This is a genomic window from uncultured Veillonella sp. (assembly GCF_963551295.1).
Taxonomy (GTDB): Bacteria; Bacillota; Negativicutes; order Veillonellales; family Veillonellaceae; genus Veillonella.
The window spans coordinates 11,796-27,866 of record NZ_CAUVFT010000007.1 but is presented as its reverse complement, the minus strand read 5'-3'; the positions used below and the strand labels follow the sequence as shown (position 1 = coordinate 27,866).

At 39.9% G+C, this 16,071-nt stretch carries 16 protein-coding genes; 5 read left to right on the top strand and 11 right to left on the bottom strand.

What is annotated here, in order from left to right; all coding sequences use genetic code 11:
* Nucleotides 1–122: 122 nt before the first annotated feature.
* From RYO55_RS02950 to RYO55_RS02940, 3 genes are read left to right on the top strand one after another with little or no spacing between them, the layout of a single operon-like run.
* On the top strand, nt 123–854 hold the full coding sequence (locus RYO55_RS02950) for a metal ABC transporter ATP-binding protein (protein WP_004697906.1): 732 nt from the start codon (nt 123–125) through the stop codon (nt 852–854).
* Entirely contained in the window at nt 851–1,816 is a 966-nt protein-coding gene (locus RYO55_RS02945) for a metal ABC transporter permease (protein ID WP_314984098.1), read from the top strand. Before RYO55_RS02950 ends, RYO55_RS02945 begins: the two co-directional genes overlap by 4 nt.
* Nucleotides 1,813–2,913, top strand: coding sequence for a metal ABC transporter permease (locus RYO55_RS02940; RefSeq protein WP_314984097.1), 1,101 nt, complete (start codon nt 1,813–1,815; stop codon nt 2,911–2,913). Before RYO55_RS02945 ends, RYO55_RS02940 begins: the two co-directional genes overlap by 4 nt.
* Nucleotides 2,914–2,996: 83 nt before the next feature.
* Here RYO55_RS02940 and RYO55_RS02935 read toward each other — a convergent pair whose 3' ends face one another.
* The 11 genes from RYO55_RS02935 to RYO55_RS02885 form a co-directional block, all read right to left on the bottom strand.
* Nucleotides 2,997–3,191, bottom strand: a complete 195-nt coding sequence (locus RYO55_RS02935; RefSeq protein WP_314984095.1) for an ABC transporter ATP-binding protein — start codon at nt 3,189–3,191, stop codon at nt 2,997–2,999.
* 15 nt (nt 3,192–3,206) lie between these two features.
* The gene (locus RYO55_RS02930; protein ID WP_314984094.1) at nt 3,207–3,695 is read right to left on the bottom strand and encodes a GNAT family N-acetyltransferase; all 489 of its coding nucleotides are present in this window, start codon (nt 3,693–3,695) and stop codon (nt 3,207–3,209) included.
* Between the two features lie 95 nt (nt 3,696–3,790).
* The gene (locus tag RYO55_RS02925; protein ID WP_314984093.1) at nt 3,791–4,210 is read right to left on the bottom strand and encodes a GNAT family N-acetyltransferase; all 420 of its coding nucleotides are present in this window, start codon (nt 4,208–4,210) and stop codon (nt 3,791–3,793) included.
* A gap of 18 nt (nt 4,211–4,228) precedes the next feature.
* Nucleotides 4,229–4,531: a hypothetical protein gene (locus RYO55_RS02920; protein ID WP_314984091.1), complete on the bottom strand. Its 303-nt coding sequence runs from the start codon at nt 4,529–4,531 to the stop codon at nt 4,229–4,231.
* A 2-nt stretch (nt 4,532–4,533) separates the two neighbouring features.
* Nucleotides 4,534–4,857: a hypothetical protein gene (locus RYO55_RS02915; protein WP_314984090.1), complete on the bottom strand. Its 324-nt coding sequence runs from the start codon at nt 4,855–4,857 to the stop codon at nt 4,534–4,536.
* A gap of 8 nt (nt 4,858–4,865) precedes the next feature.
* Nucleotides 4,866–5,276: a hypothetical protein gene (locus RYO55_RS02910; protein ID WP_314984089.1), complete on the bottom strand. Its 411-nt coding sequence runs from the start codon at nt 5,274–5,276 to the stop codon at nt 4,866–4,868.
* Nucleotides 5,277–5,548: 272 nt separating this feature from the next.
* Nucleotides 5,549–7,459, bottom strand: a complete 1,911-nt coding sequence (locus RYO55_RS02905; RefSeq protein WP_314984087.1) for an AAA family ATPase — start codon at nt 7,457–7,459, stop codon at nt 5,549–5,551.
* A 167-nt stretch (nt 7,460–7,626) separates the two neighbouring features.
* Nucleotides 7,627–9,162 (bottom strand): glutamine-hydrolyzing GMP synthase, encoded by a 1,536-nt coding sequence (guaA, locus tag RYO55_RS02900; RefSeq protein ID WP_314984086.1) that lies wholly within the window; start codon nt 9,160–9,162, stop codon nt 7,627–7,629.
* A 261-nt stretch (nt 9,163–9,423) separates the two neighbouring features.
* Nucleotides 9,424–9,621, bottom strand: a complete 198-nt coding sequence (locus RYO55_RS02895; protein WP_060919324.1) for a DUF362 domain-containing protein — start codon at nt 9,619–9,621, stop codon at nt 9,424–9,426.
* 102 nt (nt 9,622–9,723) lie between these two features.
* Entirely contained in the window at nt 9,724–10,875 is a 1,152-nt protein-coding gene (locus tag RYO55_RS02890) for an HAD hydrolase family protein (RefSeq protein ID WP_314984084.1), read from the bottom strand.
* A 151-nt stretch (nt 10,876–11,026) separates the two neighbouring features.
* Nucleotides 11,027–12,214 (bottom strand): amidohydrolase, encoded by a 1,188-nt coding sequence (locus RYO55_RS02885; protein ID WP_314984083.1) that lies wholly within the window; start codon nt 12,212–12,214, stop codon nt 11,027–11,029.
* Between the two features lie 271 nt (nt 12,215–12,485).
* On the opposite strand from RYO55_RS02885, the gene RYO55_RS02880 reads away from it, so the two are divergent.
* Together RYO55_RS02880 and RYO55_RS02875 are read left to right on the top strand one after the other, a co-directional pair.
* Nucleotides 12,486–13,268 carry a basic amino acid ABC transporter substrate-binding protein gene (locus RYO55_RS02880; RefSeq protein ID WP_314984081.1) on the top strand — a complete coding sequence of 261 codons (783 nt, stop codon included), beginning with the start codon at nt 12,486–12,488 and terminating at the stop codon, nt 13,266–13,268.
* Nucleotides 13,269–13,600: 332 nt separating this feature from the next.
* Nucleotides 13,601–15,973, top strand: a complete 2,373-nt coding sequence (locus RYO55_RS02875) for a tetratricopeptide repeat protein (RefSeq protein WP_314984080.1) — start codon at nt 13,601–13,603, stop codon at nt 15,971–15,973.
* Nucleotides 15,974–16,071: the final 98 nt, after the last annotated feature.

Here is a 16,071-nt window from a genome sequence, read left to right as displayed (position 1 = left end):
AATACAACAAAGTAAATTTACTTATACTAACTTAGATCAACTTAAATTTACTTTGTTATTGTAAGTACATGTGCTACTAGCAATTCACAGCTAGTAGCACTCATTAATACAAGGAGGTTTCCATGGAATGGGCCGTTGAAGTTGAAGATATGACCGTAGCATATACGACAAAACCCGTATTATGGGACGTAGATATGAAGGTACCCATCGGTTCCTTAGCGGCCATTGTCGGCCCTAATGGTGCCGGTAAGTCCACATTATTAAAGGCCATGCTTGGCCTACTAACAGTTATCTCAGGAAGTGTAAAATTTTATATCGATCACCACTTAGCGATGGACAAAAACGATTACAAGAAAATCGCCTACGTCCCTCAAAGTGGTAGCGTAGACTGGGACTTCCCTACCACCGTACTAGATGTAGTACTCATGGGTCGTTATGGTCATCTAGGTTGGTTTAAGCGTCCTAGCAAAAAGGATAAGGAACTCGCCCTCTCCATGATAGAAAAAATGGGCATGAGCGACTATGTGGATCGACAAATTCGCCAGCTTTCAGGGGGACAACAACAGCGCGTCTTCCTCGCAAGAGCCCTCGTCCAAGAGGCAGATATTTACCTCATGGACGAACCCTTCAAGGGCGTCGATAAAACCACAGAGCATGCTATTATTTCTCTTTTACAAGAAATGAAAGCTCGCGGCAAAACGGTTATCGTCGTCCACCACGATTTAAATACGGTGCCCCAATATTTCGATTGGGTAACGATGGTGAACAAACAAACTGTCGCCTATGGTCCTGTAGCAGATACGTTTACGGACGAAGCTATTGAGCGCACCTACGGCAAAGGGAGGATTGTATGACCATATTCCAATCCTATACGACGCAGATGGTACTGCTCGGCACGGCGTTATTAGGCCTCGCTAGTGGTATCGCTGGTAGCTTTGCGGTACTTCGCAAGGAAAGCCTCATCGGTGACGGTCTATCACATGCGGCATTACCCGGTGTGGTCATTGCCTTCTTGCTGACAGGCATTAAAGATATTGAGGTTCTCATCGCCGGTGCCGCACTTTCATCGATAACTGCGGCTTGGCTCATTACCATTACCGTAGAAAATAGCAAAATCAAATTTGATGGCGCTTTAGCCACCATACTCTCCGCCTTTTTTGGGCTCGGTATGGTATTGCTCACCTATGTACAAAGCTTAAACAATGCTGGTCAGGCGGGGCTTTCAAAATTCATATTTGGACAGGCAGCCACCATATTGGCGCGTGACGTGTACATCACATCTGCAGCGGCGCTCATCATCATCGTGCTAACCGCATTATTCTGGAAGGAGTTAAAGCTCATCTCCTTCGATGTGGAATACGCCAAAACACTACAAATTCCCGTCACTTTCACCCTTATTTTATATCGTTCACTATTGATCATGACCATCATCATCGGCATTCAATCGGTAGGCGCTATTTTGATTAGCTCCCTCCTCATTGCACCCGCCGTAGGGGCAAGACAGTGGACGAACAAACTGGGCACCATGTGTATATTAGCAGGATGTTTCGGCATGATATCCGCCATCGGCGGTACTATCTGGAGTACAGCGGTCCCCAAATTACCGACAGGTCCAGCTATCATCGTCATTTTATCGATTCTCGTATTATTGAGTCTCATCTTTGCTCCTAACAGAGGTATGCTCTGGCAGTTCCGTAAAAATAGACAGTCAAAGCATGCATTATTGTTAGAAACCACAAGGGATCCCAAATCTAAGGCACAGCAAAGTATTTACGTAGCAGAGGACGCACAACCTCGCATAGGAGGTGCCCCATGACAGTTCATACAGAGATATTGCTCATTGCCATTGCGGTGTCCATCGCATGTGCCATCCCTGGGGTCTTCCTCGTATTGCGTCGCATGTCTATGATGGCCGATGCCATTACGCACACCGTATTCCTCGGCATCGTGCTCGCTTTCTTTATGACGGAAGATTTAAACTCTCCATTTCTACTCGTCGGGGCTACCTTAGTTGGTGTAGGCACCGTATGGCTTACAGAAATGATACATAACACGGGGCTTGTCAACGAAGATGCGTCTATCGGCATCATCTTCCCGCTTCTATTCTCTATCGCCATCATTCTAGTCAGCCTATACAGTGGTAACGCTCATCTCGATGTAGATACCGCATTACTCGGCGAAATAGCCTTTGCCCCCTTTGATCGATGGATTGTGAACGGCACAGACTTGGGGCCTATATCGCTATGGATTTCCCTAGGCGTGGCGCTCATCAATTTAATTTTAGTCATGCTATTCTACAAGGAATTGCAACTCTCCACCTTTGACCCGCTACTAGCGGGGCTCTTCGGCTTTATGCCAGCCCTCATCCACTATGTACTCATGACCATGGTATCCCTCACCGTTGTGGCCTCGTTCCAAGCGGTAGGTGCCATTCTCGTCATCGGTCTCATGATAGGACCTGCAGCCATCGCTTATTTATGGACGGACTCTGTGAAAGCCATGCTTACTAGTAGTATCATCATCGGTATTATCTGTGCTGTCATCGGTACAGAAGTCGCTTTCACCATGGACGTATCCATCGCGGGTTCCATTGCAACTACCATCGGTATCGCACTGATTATCGCTGTTATCGCAACACCGAAGACTGGCTATATCGCCACATACCGCCGTCAACGTCATTTGCGTCGCCATTATCGGGAAACGATGATGCTATGTCATATTTATACGCATATGGATACGCCTATCGCGCACGTTGAAAACGGCATCGGTACCATTCATGAACATTTGAACTGGAGACCTGACTATACACACCAAGCCGCATCACAATTGAAGAAACAAGGTCTATTATATGTGACAAATGGACACTACGTGCTTACTGATAAGGGTATAGCACAGGTAAAAGAAATTATTTAATGTTTCCCACAAAAAAGAAGCTGAAATCAATGCTTGATCTGCAAAGATTTCAGCTTCTTTTATTTTAACCTAATAGCCTTTTATCATTTTATTGCTTCTAATGGAATAACATGAGGTAACCCATTATCATCGATATAAATTTTTGTCTTAACACGGTATACATCTTCCATCATGGCTTCTGTAAAGATGTCTTTCGGTGCACCCTGATCGTATACTCTACCCTCTTTGAGCACGATGATTTCATCTGCGAACATAGCCGCCAAATCAAGATGATGCAATGTTACGAGTTTCCTCTACAATTCAAGGCGCATTTGGTACCATTTAGCACCGCCATGATCCGACGTTGATTCCCCTTCATTTACAAAACCAAACTTGGCGTAATAGTGAATCTTTTCTTCCTTACAGGTTAGAATTACGCCCTTTCGGTTTTCCTCTCTGGCCAACTCTATGAAAGCCTCTATCAACTGACCACCTACTCCTCGATTTCGGTATTCTGGCAATGTATTCAAGCCAAATATCATCTGCCATGCGCCGTTAGGGTTATGCAACGAAGCATCGCCGAACATCTCATCCGTTAAAATTTCATCATCCGTTACAAAACCATCGATAAAACCAATCGGTATATCGCCGTCAAAGGCAATTAAAAACTGACCTGCATAATGGTCTAAGCGCTCCTTAAAAGCCTCACGAGGTGCAGCCTCTGCAGGAGGGAAACAAGTTGCTTCTATATGTGTCACTAAATCTAAATCAGCGGTTGTCGCTTTTCGTATTAATATATCCATATCTTTCTCCATCATATCTACATGTCGGTTTTAGTATATACCGTTTATAAAACAAAGGCTACACATTCAATGAGTGATGTGTAGCCTTTTCTGTTCTACTTTTTCGTATATTTAGGTACATTACGATATTGCATTGGCAATGAATCGTCTTTAATCATAAAGCCATGCTTTTCATAGAATGGAGCATTCTTACTTTCACCAATCATAACATTAATGTACAAGTAAGACTTGTAAGCCTGTTTCACCATTTCTAGTAAATGCCCTGCAATACCTTGGCCCCGATAATCAGGATGAACCAACACATAATTGATAAAGCACACAAGTTCACTATCGTCCATGACGCGAATAAGACCTATTAAGCGATCTCCATCCCAAGCAGAAATCACGCGTGACGAATTCATCAAAGCCTTGTATAATCGATCAGGATATTTTCCCACCACCCAGCGAACAGATAAAAACAGTTCTGCTACCTGCTGAGGGGTAAAAATTTTTTCTTCGGTATAGGTAATCGCCATAAGAGCTTCTCCAAATGATTACTTTAACTTTCGCATCTCACGAATAAACGCCTCAGCCTCTTGCAGGTTCTTAGGGAACTCAAAATAAATACATTGCTCATGTCCACAATAAGGATTACGGAAGTCATAGCCGCTCAATAACAAATACTCGATGATTTTCCATTCTTTGTCATTAGATTTTTTAGGAGCCTTGAACTTCTCGTTCACAAAGTACATTTTACCTTTACAGGTAGGGCAGGTTTTATTTCTGTTAAACAACTCGTAGTTTGTGCCCTCCGACAAGGAGATCCGACAATTTACACATACATTTTTATAGCCCATAACTATTTACTCCCATATGGTTTATGTTGAAAGATTTCTTTTACAATCCCTTCACCAACAATATTTCCGCCTTCCATTATAAAGAACTCAGTACCTGCTTGTAGAGCTGAATAATCTATGGTTTCATATACTGGTAAAGCGTTAGCTTGAATAGGTTTATCAAAGATGACATCTTCACCATCAATAAAATTGATACCAAGATATTCCTCAGTACCTTTTATAACGATATGCGGATAGTACATTCCATAATTTAAATTCGGTGGAGTTCTTCTCTTCTTACTGAAGAAAGTAACTGTACAGCCAATAGTAAAATCTAAATCGCTCATTTTAGACCTCATTCAATTACATATACCATATCACCTTTAAAGTATATGTTCATTATACAGTGTACTGGATTCCCTTCGGTCCATAACCAGCCCTGGAATACAGCGTGTCCCCAATTATAGGTCTCCGTAATGACCTCAAATTCACTATCACTATAATCCTGTTGATACTGAGGTAACTCAATTCTTTTACCTGTGAAAGTATCTAGTATCGTATTATTAAACACTAGAATTTCAAAAAAATCTATATCGCACGTCTCAAACACAACTTGAGCCTTATGAGTCTGTTCAGTACCGTTTTCGTAAGAAAAAATGTACTCAAAGGTAAGGATCAAATTATCGTCTACGTATTCTATTTTCTGTACCCTTGCATCGTGGAGAGAATATTTGGAATGGTTGCCAAAGGATTTTGTTGTTTTCATAGGACCTCATTATATAATTAACAATACTATAATTTAAAAATCAATTAATTTGAGCCTATTTTATTAATTCTTTTCATCTAATATTGTATCATGTGTATCATAATAATAAATAATTATTTATCGACCAACGATTAAATATTAGAATACAAATAAAAAGCACATGATAAAACACTTTTACGCGTTTAAAATCATGTGCTTCATTTTATCAAAGCCTAATAGCTTTGACTTATTATAAAATTAAAGATAAAATTTTAGAAAAATATATATCTAGACTAAAATAGTTTATTTATCAACTTAAATAACTTTTCAAAATTATTCAAAGATTCATTTGAAAATGAAATACTTTGTATATTTTTAGCTAGATAATTTGCAGGCCTATAATGATTAAAACTTTCGCCATTGTTTAAAGCCCTTAATTGTTCTAAGATTGAACCGTCAGTTAAAGTAGTACTATCAATCTCCACATCAAATGTTTTATTATATAAATCAACATAATCAGACTTTAAAAATAAATCTTCAATATCAGCATGGTCTGACTGTATAACATCATGATAAAATAAAATATTATTCTCCTTAATAATTTGTTTCGCCACCATATTATTTAATCGACTTTGGGCGGATTGATCAGTAAAAGTATCTAGTAGGCATACCAACTCCAATTTATTTCCTCGTAGCAAGGAAATAAAAGTTGCCACTTTATCAGCCCCCCCTACAGGAACAATCATAACTTCAGGGTTTAGCCCTTCACGTCCATGCGCTTCTAATATTGTTGAAATTATTGATAAATATGTTAAATCTGAAATTCCCTCTACAAGTAAATTTTTCTTTGATACAAATAAATTCTGCGCTAAATCATATCCTAAAGCGGCTTGTAATGGAAATAGTGTGTTCGGATCCTTCTCTTGAACAGAATCTGATATTGTAGTTCCATCTTTTTTCTCGAACACAGTTCTAACCTTATTTAATTTATCAGTTTCAATCATAAATGGTGAATGCGTAGTATAAATAATCTGATAATCATTTGATAAATCAAATATGAATTTTAACAAATCATTCTGAGCCTTAGCATGTAAATTTAATCCTGGTTCATCAAGCAATAATATATATGTCGTATCTCTCTTCTCTTGAATTTTCATAAACCATACTAAGAAAGAAAAGAACCAATTAAAACCTTTACTTCTATTTTCTAAAGGTAATGAAACACCGGTTCTTTGATTTTGAACTCTAATCTCTAATATTCGATCAACAATTCTAGTATTATTATAACAATCAATTTCTTCTTTTTTATCTATTTTAAATAGTATTTTTAGATTCTTATTAGTTTTCCAATACTTAAATAATTCAGCAGAAATAATCGCTTCTGTAGCCTCTAATTCAGCAATAAATTCCTCAAAATTATCAGATTTTGTTAATGTCTCTATATCTATATCAGCTAACTCTAAAAGAGCTTTAGCAGTTTTTTTTGCAGAATCAGTAAAATTCTCTTCTAACTTTGTTAACGATACTCTTGATGGCAATGAATAATAATCATCATAATACATAAACTTAGGTAAATTAGGTATTAAATATTTACAAACAACAAACTCATCAATAGGTGATTTTTCCCATGAATTAGTATCTTTGAAAAAAACTTTAAGAGAATCTAGCTTTTTTATATCGTCCTCACTATATCCCATTTCATTTTTATTCTCTAATACCTTCTTAAATTGAGATTTATTCGAAACATTTTGAAGACTGCTTGATAAGTCTTGATTTTCAAACTCTAATGAAACAATCTTCTCTTTCATAAACTCTAGAGTATTAATCCAAGATAACTTCCATGTCCAATGATTGTCATAATAATATGTTACTGAAAATTTATTATCTAATGGTTTAATTCCAAGTTCCTCATAAATTTCATGTAAAACATTATTATCTACCTGATACTCTAATTTAACAGCCTCAGGTATTTCACCAGTTTTATCAACCGATTTTTTCTGCTTTCTTGGAAAATCATGAATCATATTAAAAGTAAATTTTTCATCATTTTCAAAATACTGCGTTTTAGCTAATGCTTCTAAAATAGAGGTTTTTCCTGATTCATTCATCCCCACTAAAACAGTAACATCATCCTCAACATCAAAAGATTGCTCAGTTTCTATACATTTATATCTTATAATATTTGCTTTTATTAATTTTATCATTTTATTCTCCCGATTAAACATGAAAAATTTTCAATATTTAAAAATTGTAAAACTAACCCCAAACTCAAATACTATTAATAAATTTAATGTATTTATTTATACTTATACACTTATCCCCACCCTTTTATATAATCTTCTCCAATAAACTAAATTACAATACAAAAAAATTATTCCCACTCAATTGTTGCCGGTGGTTTAGATGTAATATCATACACAATACGGTTAATGTGTTGTACTTCGTTTACGATACGACGGGAGATTGTGTCCAATACGTCGTAAGGGATGCGTGCCCAGTCAGCAGTCATGAAGTCTGTTGTTGTTACGCCACGTAATGCCAATGTGTAATCGTATGTACGGAAGTCGCCCATAACGCCTACAGTACGTGTAGATGTTAATACTGCAAAGTATTGGTTGATGCTACGATCAAGACCAGCTTTTGCAATTTCGTCACGGAAGATGTAGTCCGCATCACGCAAGATATCGAGTTTCTCTTTAGTGATTTCGCCCATTACGCGAATAGCAAGACCAGGACCTGGGAATGGTTGACGCCATACGAGGTAGTCAGCCAAACCTAATTCAGAACCAAGTTCACGTACTTCATCTTTGAAGAGGTTACGCAATGGTTCGATGAGGCCTTTAAAGTCTACCACTGCAGGCAAGCCGCCTACGTTGTGGTGAGATTTGATAACTTCAGCTTCGCCAGTACCGGACTCGATAACGTCAGGGTAAATAGTACCTTGCGCTAAGAAGTCAACGGAACCGATTTTGCGACCTTCGTCTTCGAATACGCGAATGAATTCTTCGCCGATAGCTTTACGTTTTGCTTCAGGATCTTCAAGGCCAGCTAATTTATCTAAGAAACGTTTTTCAGCATCTACGCGGATGAAATGCATACCGGAATCTTTGAAAGCTGCTTCAACTTCATCGCCTTCGTTTTTACGCATTAAACCATGGTCAACGAATATACAAGTCAATTGGTCACCTACAGCTTTAGAAATAAGAGCTGCCGCAACAGAGCTATCCACACCGCCAGACAATGCCAACAATACTTTGCCGTCGCCTACTGTGTTACGGATGTCTTCAATAGCAGTTTTAGCATAGTTTGCCATTGTCCATGTGCCTGTGAAACCACATACTTCGTACAAGAAGTTGTGAAGCATTTCTTTACCATGTTCCGTATGCAACACTTCTGCATGGTATTGCATAGCATATAGTTTGCGTTCTGTATTTTGCATGGATGCAACAGGGCAATCCTTAGTATGTGCTACAATTTCAAAGCCTTCAGGAACCTTTGCTACATAGTCAACGTGAGACATCCAAACAACTTGGTCTTCTTCCAAGCCTTTGAACAATGGAGATGTAGTGTCCACTTTAGTAGGTGTTTTACCAAATTCACGGTTGTCCGCAGATTTAACTTCGCCACCCAATGTATGCGCCATAAATTGCATACCATAGCACATGCCAAGAATAGGAATACCAAGTTCAAAAATCTCTTTTTCAATTTTTGGAGAGTTTTCTTCATACACGCTGTTAGGACCGCCTGTGAAGATGATACCTTGCGGTTTTAATTCCTTAATTTTTTCCAGCGCTTTGTTGTATGGATATACTTCGCAGTATACGTGGTTTTCACGAACACGGCGCGCGATCAATTGGTTATATTGACCACCAAAGTCAACAACAATTACAAATTCCTTGTTTTCCATGCCTTCCTCCATATGCATCTATTTGTGAAAGTATATTCACTATTTGTTATGCCCATACATATCTGTACTGGGGGTGCGTTTTTCCGAGCTAAACGCTAATTTTTCATTACAGTTTATTATACCATAGGAAGTATAACGGCTCCATATATTCCGTATATAGATTATAAATAAGAATTTAATGTTCGGATTCCTAGCTACCACTCTTTAGGAGCCTTCCGTATGTGAGTTAATTTGCTGACAATACTAAAAGATTTCTAGCTATCACTTTTTAGGAACCTCTCGTTTATACATTTTCACAGCCCCTACAGGGCATATGGAATAACAATCACCACAGCCAATACAGCCTTTCCCAATGATAAATCGAGTTTTCCCTTCGGTGATGCATTGAACAGGACAGTCCTCAGCACAAGCACCACATTTAACACAAGTGTCATCAATATTAAACTTTAGATTTCCCATTATGCATCACCTCCCTATCAGAAAAAACAAAATTAAGTATATCCACGTAATGATTAAATACTATATCTGCCATGTAACATTAGGTTATTATAAACACTAAAGTCAAGATTTTCTATTGAGCGCAATATTATATGCAATAGCCGAGTAAATAGCTTTTGCCACGCCTTGGTGGTTATTATCTGTCGTTTCGTATCGTGCCGCTTCTTTAATGTTCGGCTTGCTATTGCCCATGGCTACGCCTGCACCCGCAAAGCGTAACATAGATAGATCATTTTCGCTATCCCCTAGTGTCATCACCTCATCAGGACTTAAGCCCCAGTGTTTTGCCAAGGCTTCTACAGCAGTACCTTTTGTAGTATGAGGCAATACAAACTCTAGATTGCCTTCACTAGAGAGCAATACATCATAGAATCGTTCACGGCCAGTACCGTCGTGGGATAAACCTTGGTATTCATCTCGTAAGTCTTGCAAGATGCGCTGACGCATCGGCTCGTCACCGTAGAAGATTTGAATCTTCTCAGGTCCTTCATCTAAGGCTTCCATATGAGCTAACAAATCACATACCATTGTTCGCGTAGCCAAGATAAATGGACGAATATTAGGTCTAAAGAAGAAATTGGATTGCTCAATTTCACATTCAGACATCTTTACCTTTGCTGCTTCATTGCCTTCCACCAATGCATAGTGGTCGTACGTTGCACCTGGTAGACGAGTGTCCCCTATATCAGAAATCTGATTTTTTTTATTAGGCAGATGATTATCCATTATGCCATGCAACGTCTTTTTATTACTGCCACTTCGTTCACAAGCGCACGCCCCTAAGCGTTCAGGGGTAATGCATCTAGATGGCGGATACATGCCAAAGATTTTGTCTTTCACATAGGCCTCTACATATACGCCATAGGTTAATAGTTTGCGCAACAAATGTAGAGCTTGTTCCTTATCAAAATTTACGTGAAATAGACTACGGTTTTCGTCCTTGTCCATCACATAGGCGCCATTGGTGCACATGAAATAGCGCAAGCAAGGCAGTTTTTCGATGACATCATTCATCTCATTCCAAGCACGGCCAGATGCAATGGCTACCCGAATCCCGCTTTCACGAGCTGCACGAATCGCCTCAATGGCATCCTCAGGAATCGCCTTTGCATCGTTTACCAAGGTACCATCTACATCGGATGCGATAAATCGAATTGGTTTATCACCTACAAGACCAATATAATTTTTTATAGTTAATGTTTCCTTTGAGGACATACAACCTCCCTCATAGTATCTAAAATAGATTTATCAATATCTTGAATTTCAAATGAGTATCCTCATAGTATTTATAATACACTTACACACATCTTGAATTTTAGATGCGTATCTTCATAGTATTCTATGGTTATTCTCATAGTATCTAAGATTATTCCCCTAGAGATTCTGTAAATTCAGCTACGATTTCTTCTAAGGTTGTTGGGTTTTCTACGAGTCGTAATAAAGCGCCACCAATGATATTTGCTCCGTCGATGATGGTTTGTTCAATGGTAGGCTCTAACATGGCACCGGCAAATTCTTTAGAATGGCACACCTTCGGCTCGCCAGCAAGGCGCAATTTAGGATGGAGTGCTGCACATTGATAGCTTACATTGCCAATATCTGAACTACCTCCGAGGGCTGCCGGACCAGATTCAAAATCGAGGCCCATGTCGGCCATTACCTCTTCGATAAGCTTTGTGCCACGGTGGTTTTGGTTCATATCATCATACGGGTTGCCATAAAACGCTACATCCACAGTTGTACCTGTACAAAGGGCCGCCCCTTCAAAGATGTTTTTAATCTGCTCAGATAAGCCATTTAAGTAATCCCGCTCTGTGTGACGCACGGTAACCTCTAATTCACCGAAGGCAGGAATTACATTGGATGCGGTACCTCCAGCAATGATCCACGTGCCGATGCGCGTTTCAGGGCGCACTTGTTGGCGCATCATATCCATAGCATGAATGGCGAGTTGCACACCATTCACCGCATTGACACCATTCCAAGGCTCACCTGCCGCATGAGCTGGTTTACCGTGGAATTTAGCACGGAAGCAATCGAGTGCCAAGAATTGTGAGTTAGGACGCGTTTCCTCGCCGTCGAGGTGAACCATAATGGCAAAATCGTATTCTTTAAACACCCCTGCATTGCACATATCCACCTTACACCCCATCGCTTCTTCGTCTGGTGTGCCGATAATATCGATATCCATGTTGAAAGCTACGCCCTCTTGTTGCATCTTATGCAGTGTCAATGCGGCAAGTACACTCATGGCACCACTAGCAGAATGACCACACGCATGGCCTACCTCTGGCAGTGCATCGTATTCACAAAGTATGGCCAATCGGCCTTTTGGATTCTCTACTTTTACGGCAGACGCCTTGAAGGCAGTCGGTAAATTACAGAACTCATAGGTTACGTCCATGCCGTGTTTTTCGAGGACTGCACCAATGGTCTTAACAGACTCGAACTCTTGACTAGAAATCTCAGGATTTTTAGCTAATGTATAATTCACCGCAAAAGCATCTGAGGCGAAGCTTTTACAAAGATCAGAAAATGTATGCGTAAGGGACATAGCGCCTCCAATAATATAAATAAATTTATATAAATAAATAAATGGATATGAACGGCTTTACCTAATCCAATTAAGATAAATTAATACAGTTCAAAACTAACATAAACAACAGAGATATGATATATCTAAAATCAGTCCAAATGAAAGTCATTTTTAAATATGAAACTCATGTACTCTTAATTATACAATGTTATTGCCTATTGGTGTAAAATTCCGTACAATATAAACAGAAATGTATAAACCATGTATATGGATGTTTGAGGAGGATACTATGTTTAAGTTCAAAAAATTGACAGCCATCGCCCTCGTAGCGGTAGCAGCATTAGGTTTATTGGCTGGTTGTGGCAACGACAAACCTAAAATGACACAACAAGAAGGTGTATTGCGTGTAGGTTCTGAAACTACATTCCCACCATTCGAATTCACTGAAGGCGACAAATATGTTGGTTTCGATGTTGATTTGTCTGAAGCCATTTCCAAAAAAATCGGTCTAAAAATGGAATTCAAATCCATGGGCTTCGATGCTTTGATTCCAGCTGTTCAATCTGGCGATATTGACATGATTGCTGCAGGTATCAATGCTACTCCTGAACGCGAAAAAGTATTGGACTTCTCCGATGTGTACTTCGACCAAGGCGGTTTCATTACAGTTGTTCGTAAAGACAACACTACCATCCACAACATGGACGAACTAGCAGGCAAAACGGTAGGTGTTCAAATCGGCACAATCCCTGTTGAAATGGCTCAAAAAATTCCTAACACAACAGTAAAACAAATCGATTCCAACGCTAATATCTTTATGGAATTGAAAGCTGGCACAATCGATGGTGCTATCATCGATAACGCAGTGGCTATGTACTACCTAAAACAAGGTGCTGATCAAGATCTTAAACTCGTAGGCGAACCTACTAAATCCCCAGGCACAGTGCTTGGCGTAAAAAAAGGCAACAAAGCTTTACAAGAAGCTGTTAATAAAGCTCTTAAAGAACTTAAAGAAGACGGCACTTACCAAAAAATCTACAACAAATGGTTTGGCGATTACAACAAAAAATAATATATGTTCCTACGAACTAGGATACATAATAACCCCTCTGAAAGATTTCAGACATCACATAAAATGTGTGACAACAGATCTTCTTCAGAGGGGATTTTTTACGCTTAAATGCAACACATACCGAAACTTCCGTATTACATTGTATTAAATACAGGCATATTAAAAATAAGCTAGTATATTGTGAGAACAGTTAAACGATATTAATATGATATTAATATGATATCAATATGATATCAATAGAAGACATACAGTTATACTAGCATTGCCTCTTTTACGGTACCTAACGTTCGTTATATAATAAATATGTATTCTATCGTATAAAAGGAGGCCTAATGGCACAGTACTTTACGGAACGCCTGCAAAAGGTCTTCCACATGATTTTTACATCCTATAATCAAAAAATGGCTCAAGAAGGCTTACGTCAGTTAGAGCTCATCGTCAACAATCAGCAAGGTACAGTACAAACTGATCATCGCGCTTTGCGAAACGATATGACCACCCTTCTTGAAAGTGATATAGATACTAAAGAAGATGCTCTCAAAATAGCCAACGATCCAGAGACCCGAGAGCTAGGTGATGCATATGCCCTCTTAGCACGTGTCTATGCAGGGCCTCGCTTTACCTGGGAAGAGTCTAACTTCCCAGAGGACAATATGCGCACGTATCAGTGCTTACACGATAGCATTCGCCGTTGTAGCCCTATCGGTACATTACAAGCCTTGCGTATCAAAGGCTCTATTACGCCTACCGTTGAAAATAATATGCAAATCTCTTTCGATGATGCATTTCGTATTGTTCATGACTATGCAGACCGAGGGGATGCGTATTGCCAATATGTTATAGGGAACGTCTTTTTCTGGCGCGACGATAATCGCATCAATTCCGCTGAAGCTATGCTAACACCTCCTCCCATGAGTTGGTCTAAACGCATTTTAAAAAGCCTTACAACCGGCTCTGTACAGGATCGCATCGCCGCCTTACAAGGCACCGTACCAGACGATAAATTACAAGAAAAAGCATCCAGCCTTGCTAAAGAGTGGTTTAATAAGGCTCTCGACAATGGCCTTGCCATGTTCCAAGGGAACCTGCGCAATATCTATATCGACGAAGCCGACTTTGCCAATGCGCGCCGTGTCGCCAAAACTGCGGCCGAGCTTGGCAACCCTGCCATGATGCTATATACAGGCCTCGACTGCCATGAAAACGGTAAATTCGAGGATGCTTTCACGTGGTTCACTAAAGGTGCCGCCTTAGGTCAATCTGAAAGCATCGCAGAATTAGCGGATTATTACTATCATTTCTATGATGCCAAAAATCTACGTTGTACGATCCCCTACGATCCGGTAAAGGCTATTGGTCTCTACCGCCGCGCGGCAACAAAAGAGTTTAGTGATGCGGGGTACACCGCCTTGCAGGCGGCCTTTGGCTATATCTTTCACATAGGCCACCTGCCTCTTGACTGGGGGCTCATTGCAGACTTAACGCATATGGCGGCTACAAAAGATCGTTTTATGTTCGCCTTGCCCTATATCGGTTATATGCGAATCCACGGTTTAGGGGTGACGAAAAACATCCGCTTCGGTGTACAATCGTTACTGCGTGTCTTAGATGAAGAACAACGAGCCTTTGACGAGGAAAATCGCGTTCTTTTCTACGATATTACGCGCGCTTTAACACGTGTTGCCTTGGGCTATGCCTACGAAAAAGGCTATGTAACAGGCAAACCAGATTTAGATCAAGCCGTCTCCTATTACGAGCAATCCCATCAATATATCTTGTCTCACAAAGCCAATTTAGATCCAGAGCTAAAAGATATTCCCATCGATGACGAAGCAGAAGAACGATTAGCGGCCTTTGAAGAGGTTGATGGTCACTGGCAGTATAAAGAAGGCATTGCTGAATCTACTTCTACGGCACGCCCTGCTCCTGCCACCTGGCCTCAAGATGCGGCACGTTTATCTGTGATTATGGACGACTTCCTATGGGATACGACGTTGTATGACTGGCAAACCATTGAAACAGCCTTAGACTCACAAGAAGAAATGAAGCTCAGCTTTTACAATCGTTTTCTATCCGTTCCAGATGTATTGCGCAATATCTTCAAGCTCGATGTAACGCGGATGCTACGAAATCATTATCAAGTAAGACTGCACGGTTATGATCCAACAGAAGGACAGGAAATCGTTTATAAGGCCGTATTCAACAAAGAAAATACCTTAGGCCTATTAAAAGAGCTTTACCATAATCGTCAGTTGCCTAGCCTCGAAGAGAATTGGTCCATCGAAAAGAATGAAGAAAAGCCGACTTGGCACTACGTGCTCGATGTTGATCAACAGCCATTCTTGTTAGAGGAATACGACGATGCGAACGCTATGATTCAGACTGCCTTGCAAGGGTTGAAAGAGAAAAAATACGAACAAATTAATATTCGCACCCATGACTTTGTGGGCCCATCCTATTTTATTTTTAAAGGCAATCAGTCGACCCCATTTAGAGTGCAGCTCTATCTAAAAGAATCTGCCCATCACACCATCGATGAAGATGGAAACCAACAAGACACGCCTGGCAACACCTATTTATTCGAACAATATGTGGGAAACGAGGTGTCCTTAAACTATTGGATTCAAAAAACAATAAATACCTTGGAAATTCCTGAGCTAGATAATTGGAAACAATTAACAGTGCCAAAGGATTTACAAACATAAAAAGACCATCCCCAGTGAGCTGCCTCCCCAAAATTGGACACAATTTTGGGAAGTGAAGTTCAACAGGATGGTCTTTTTTTGATAATTCCTATAATCTT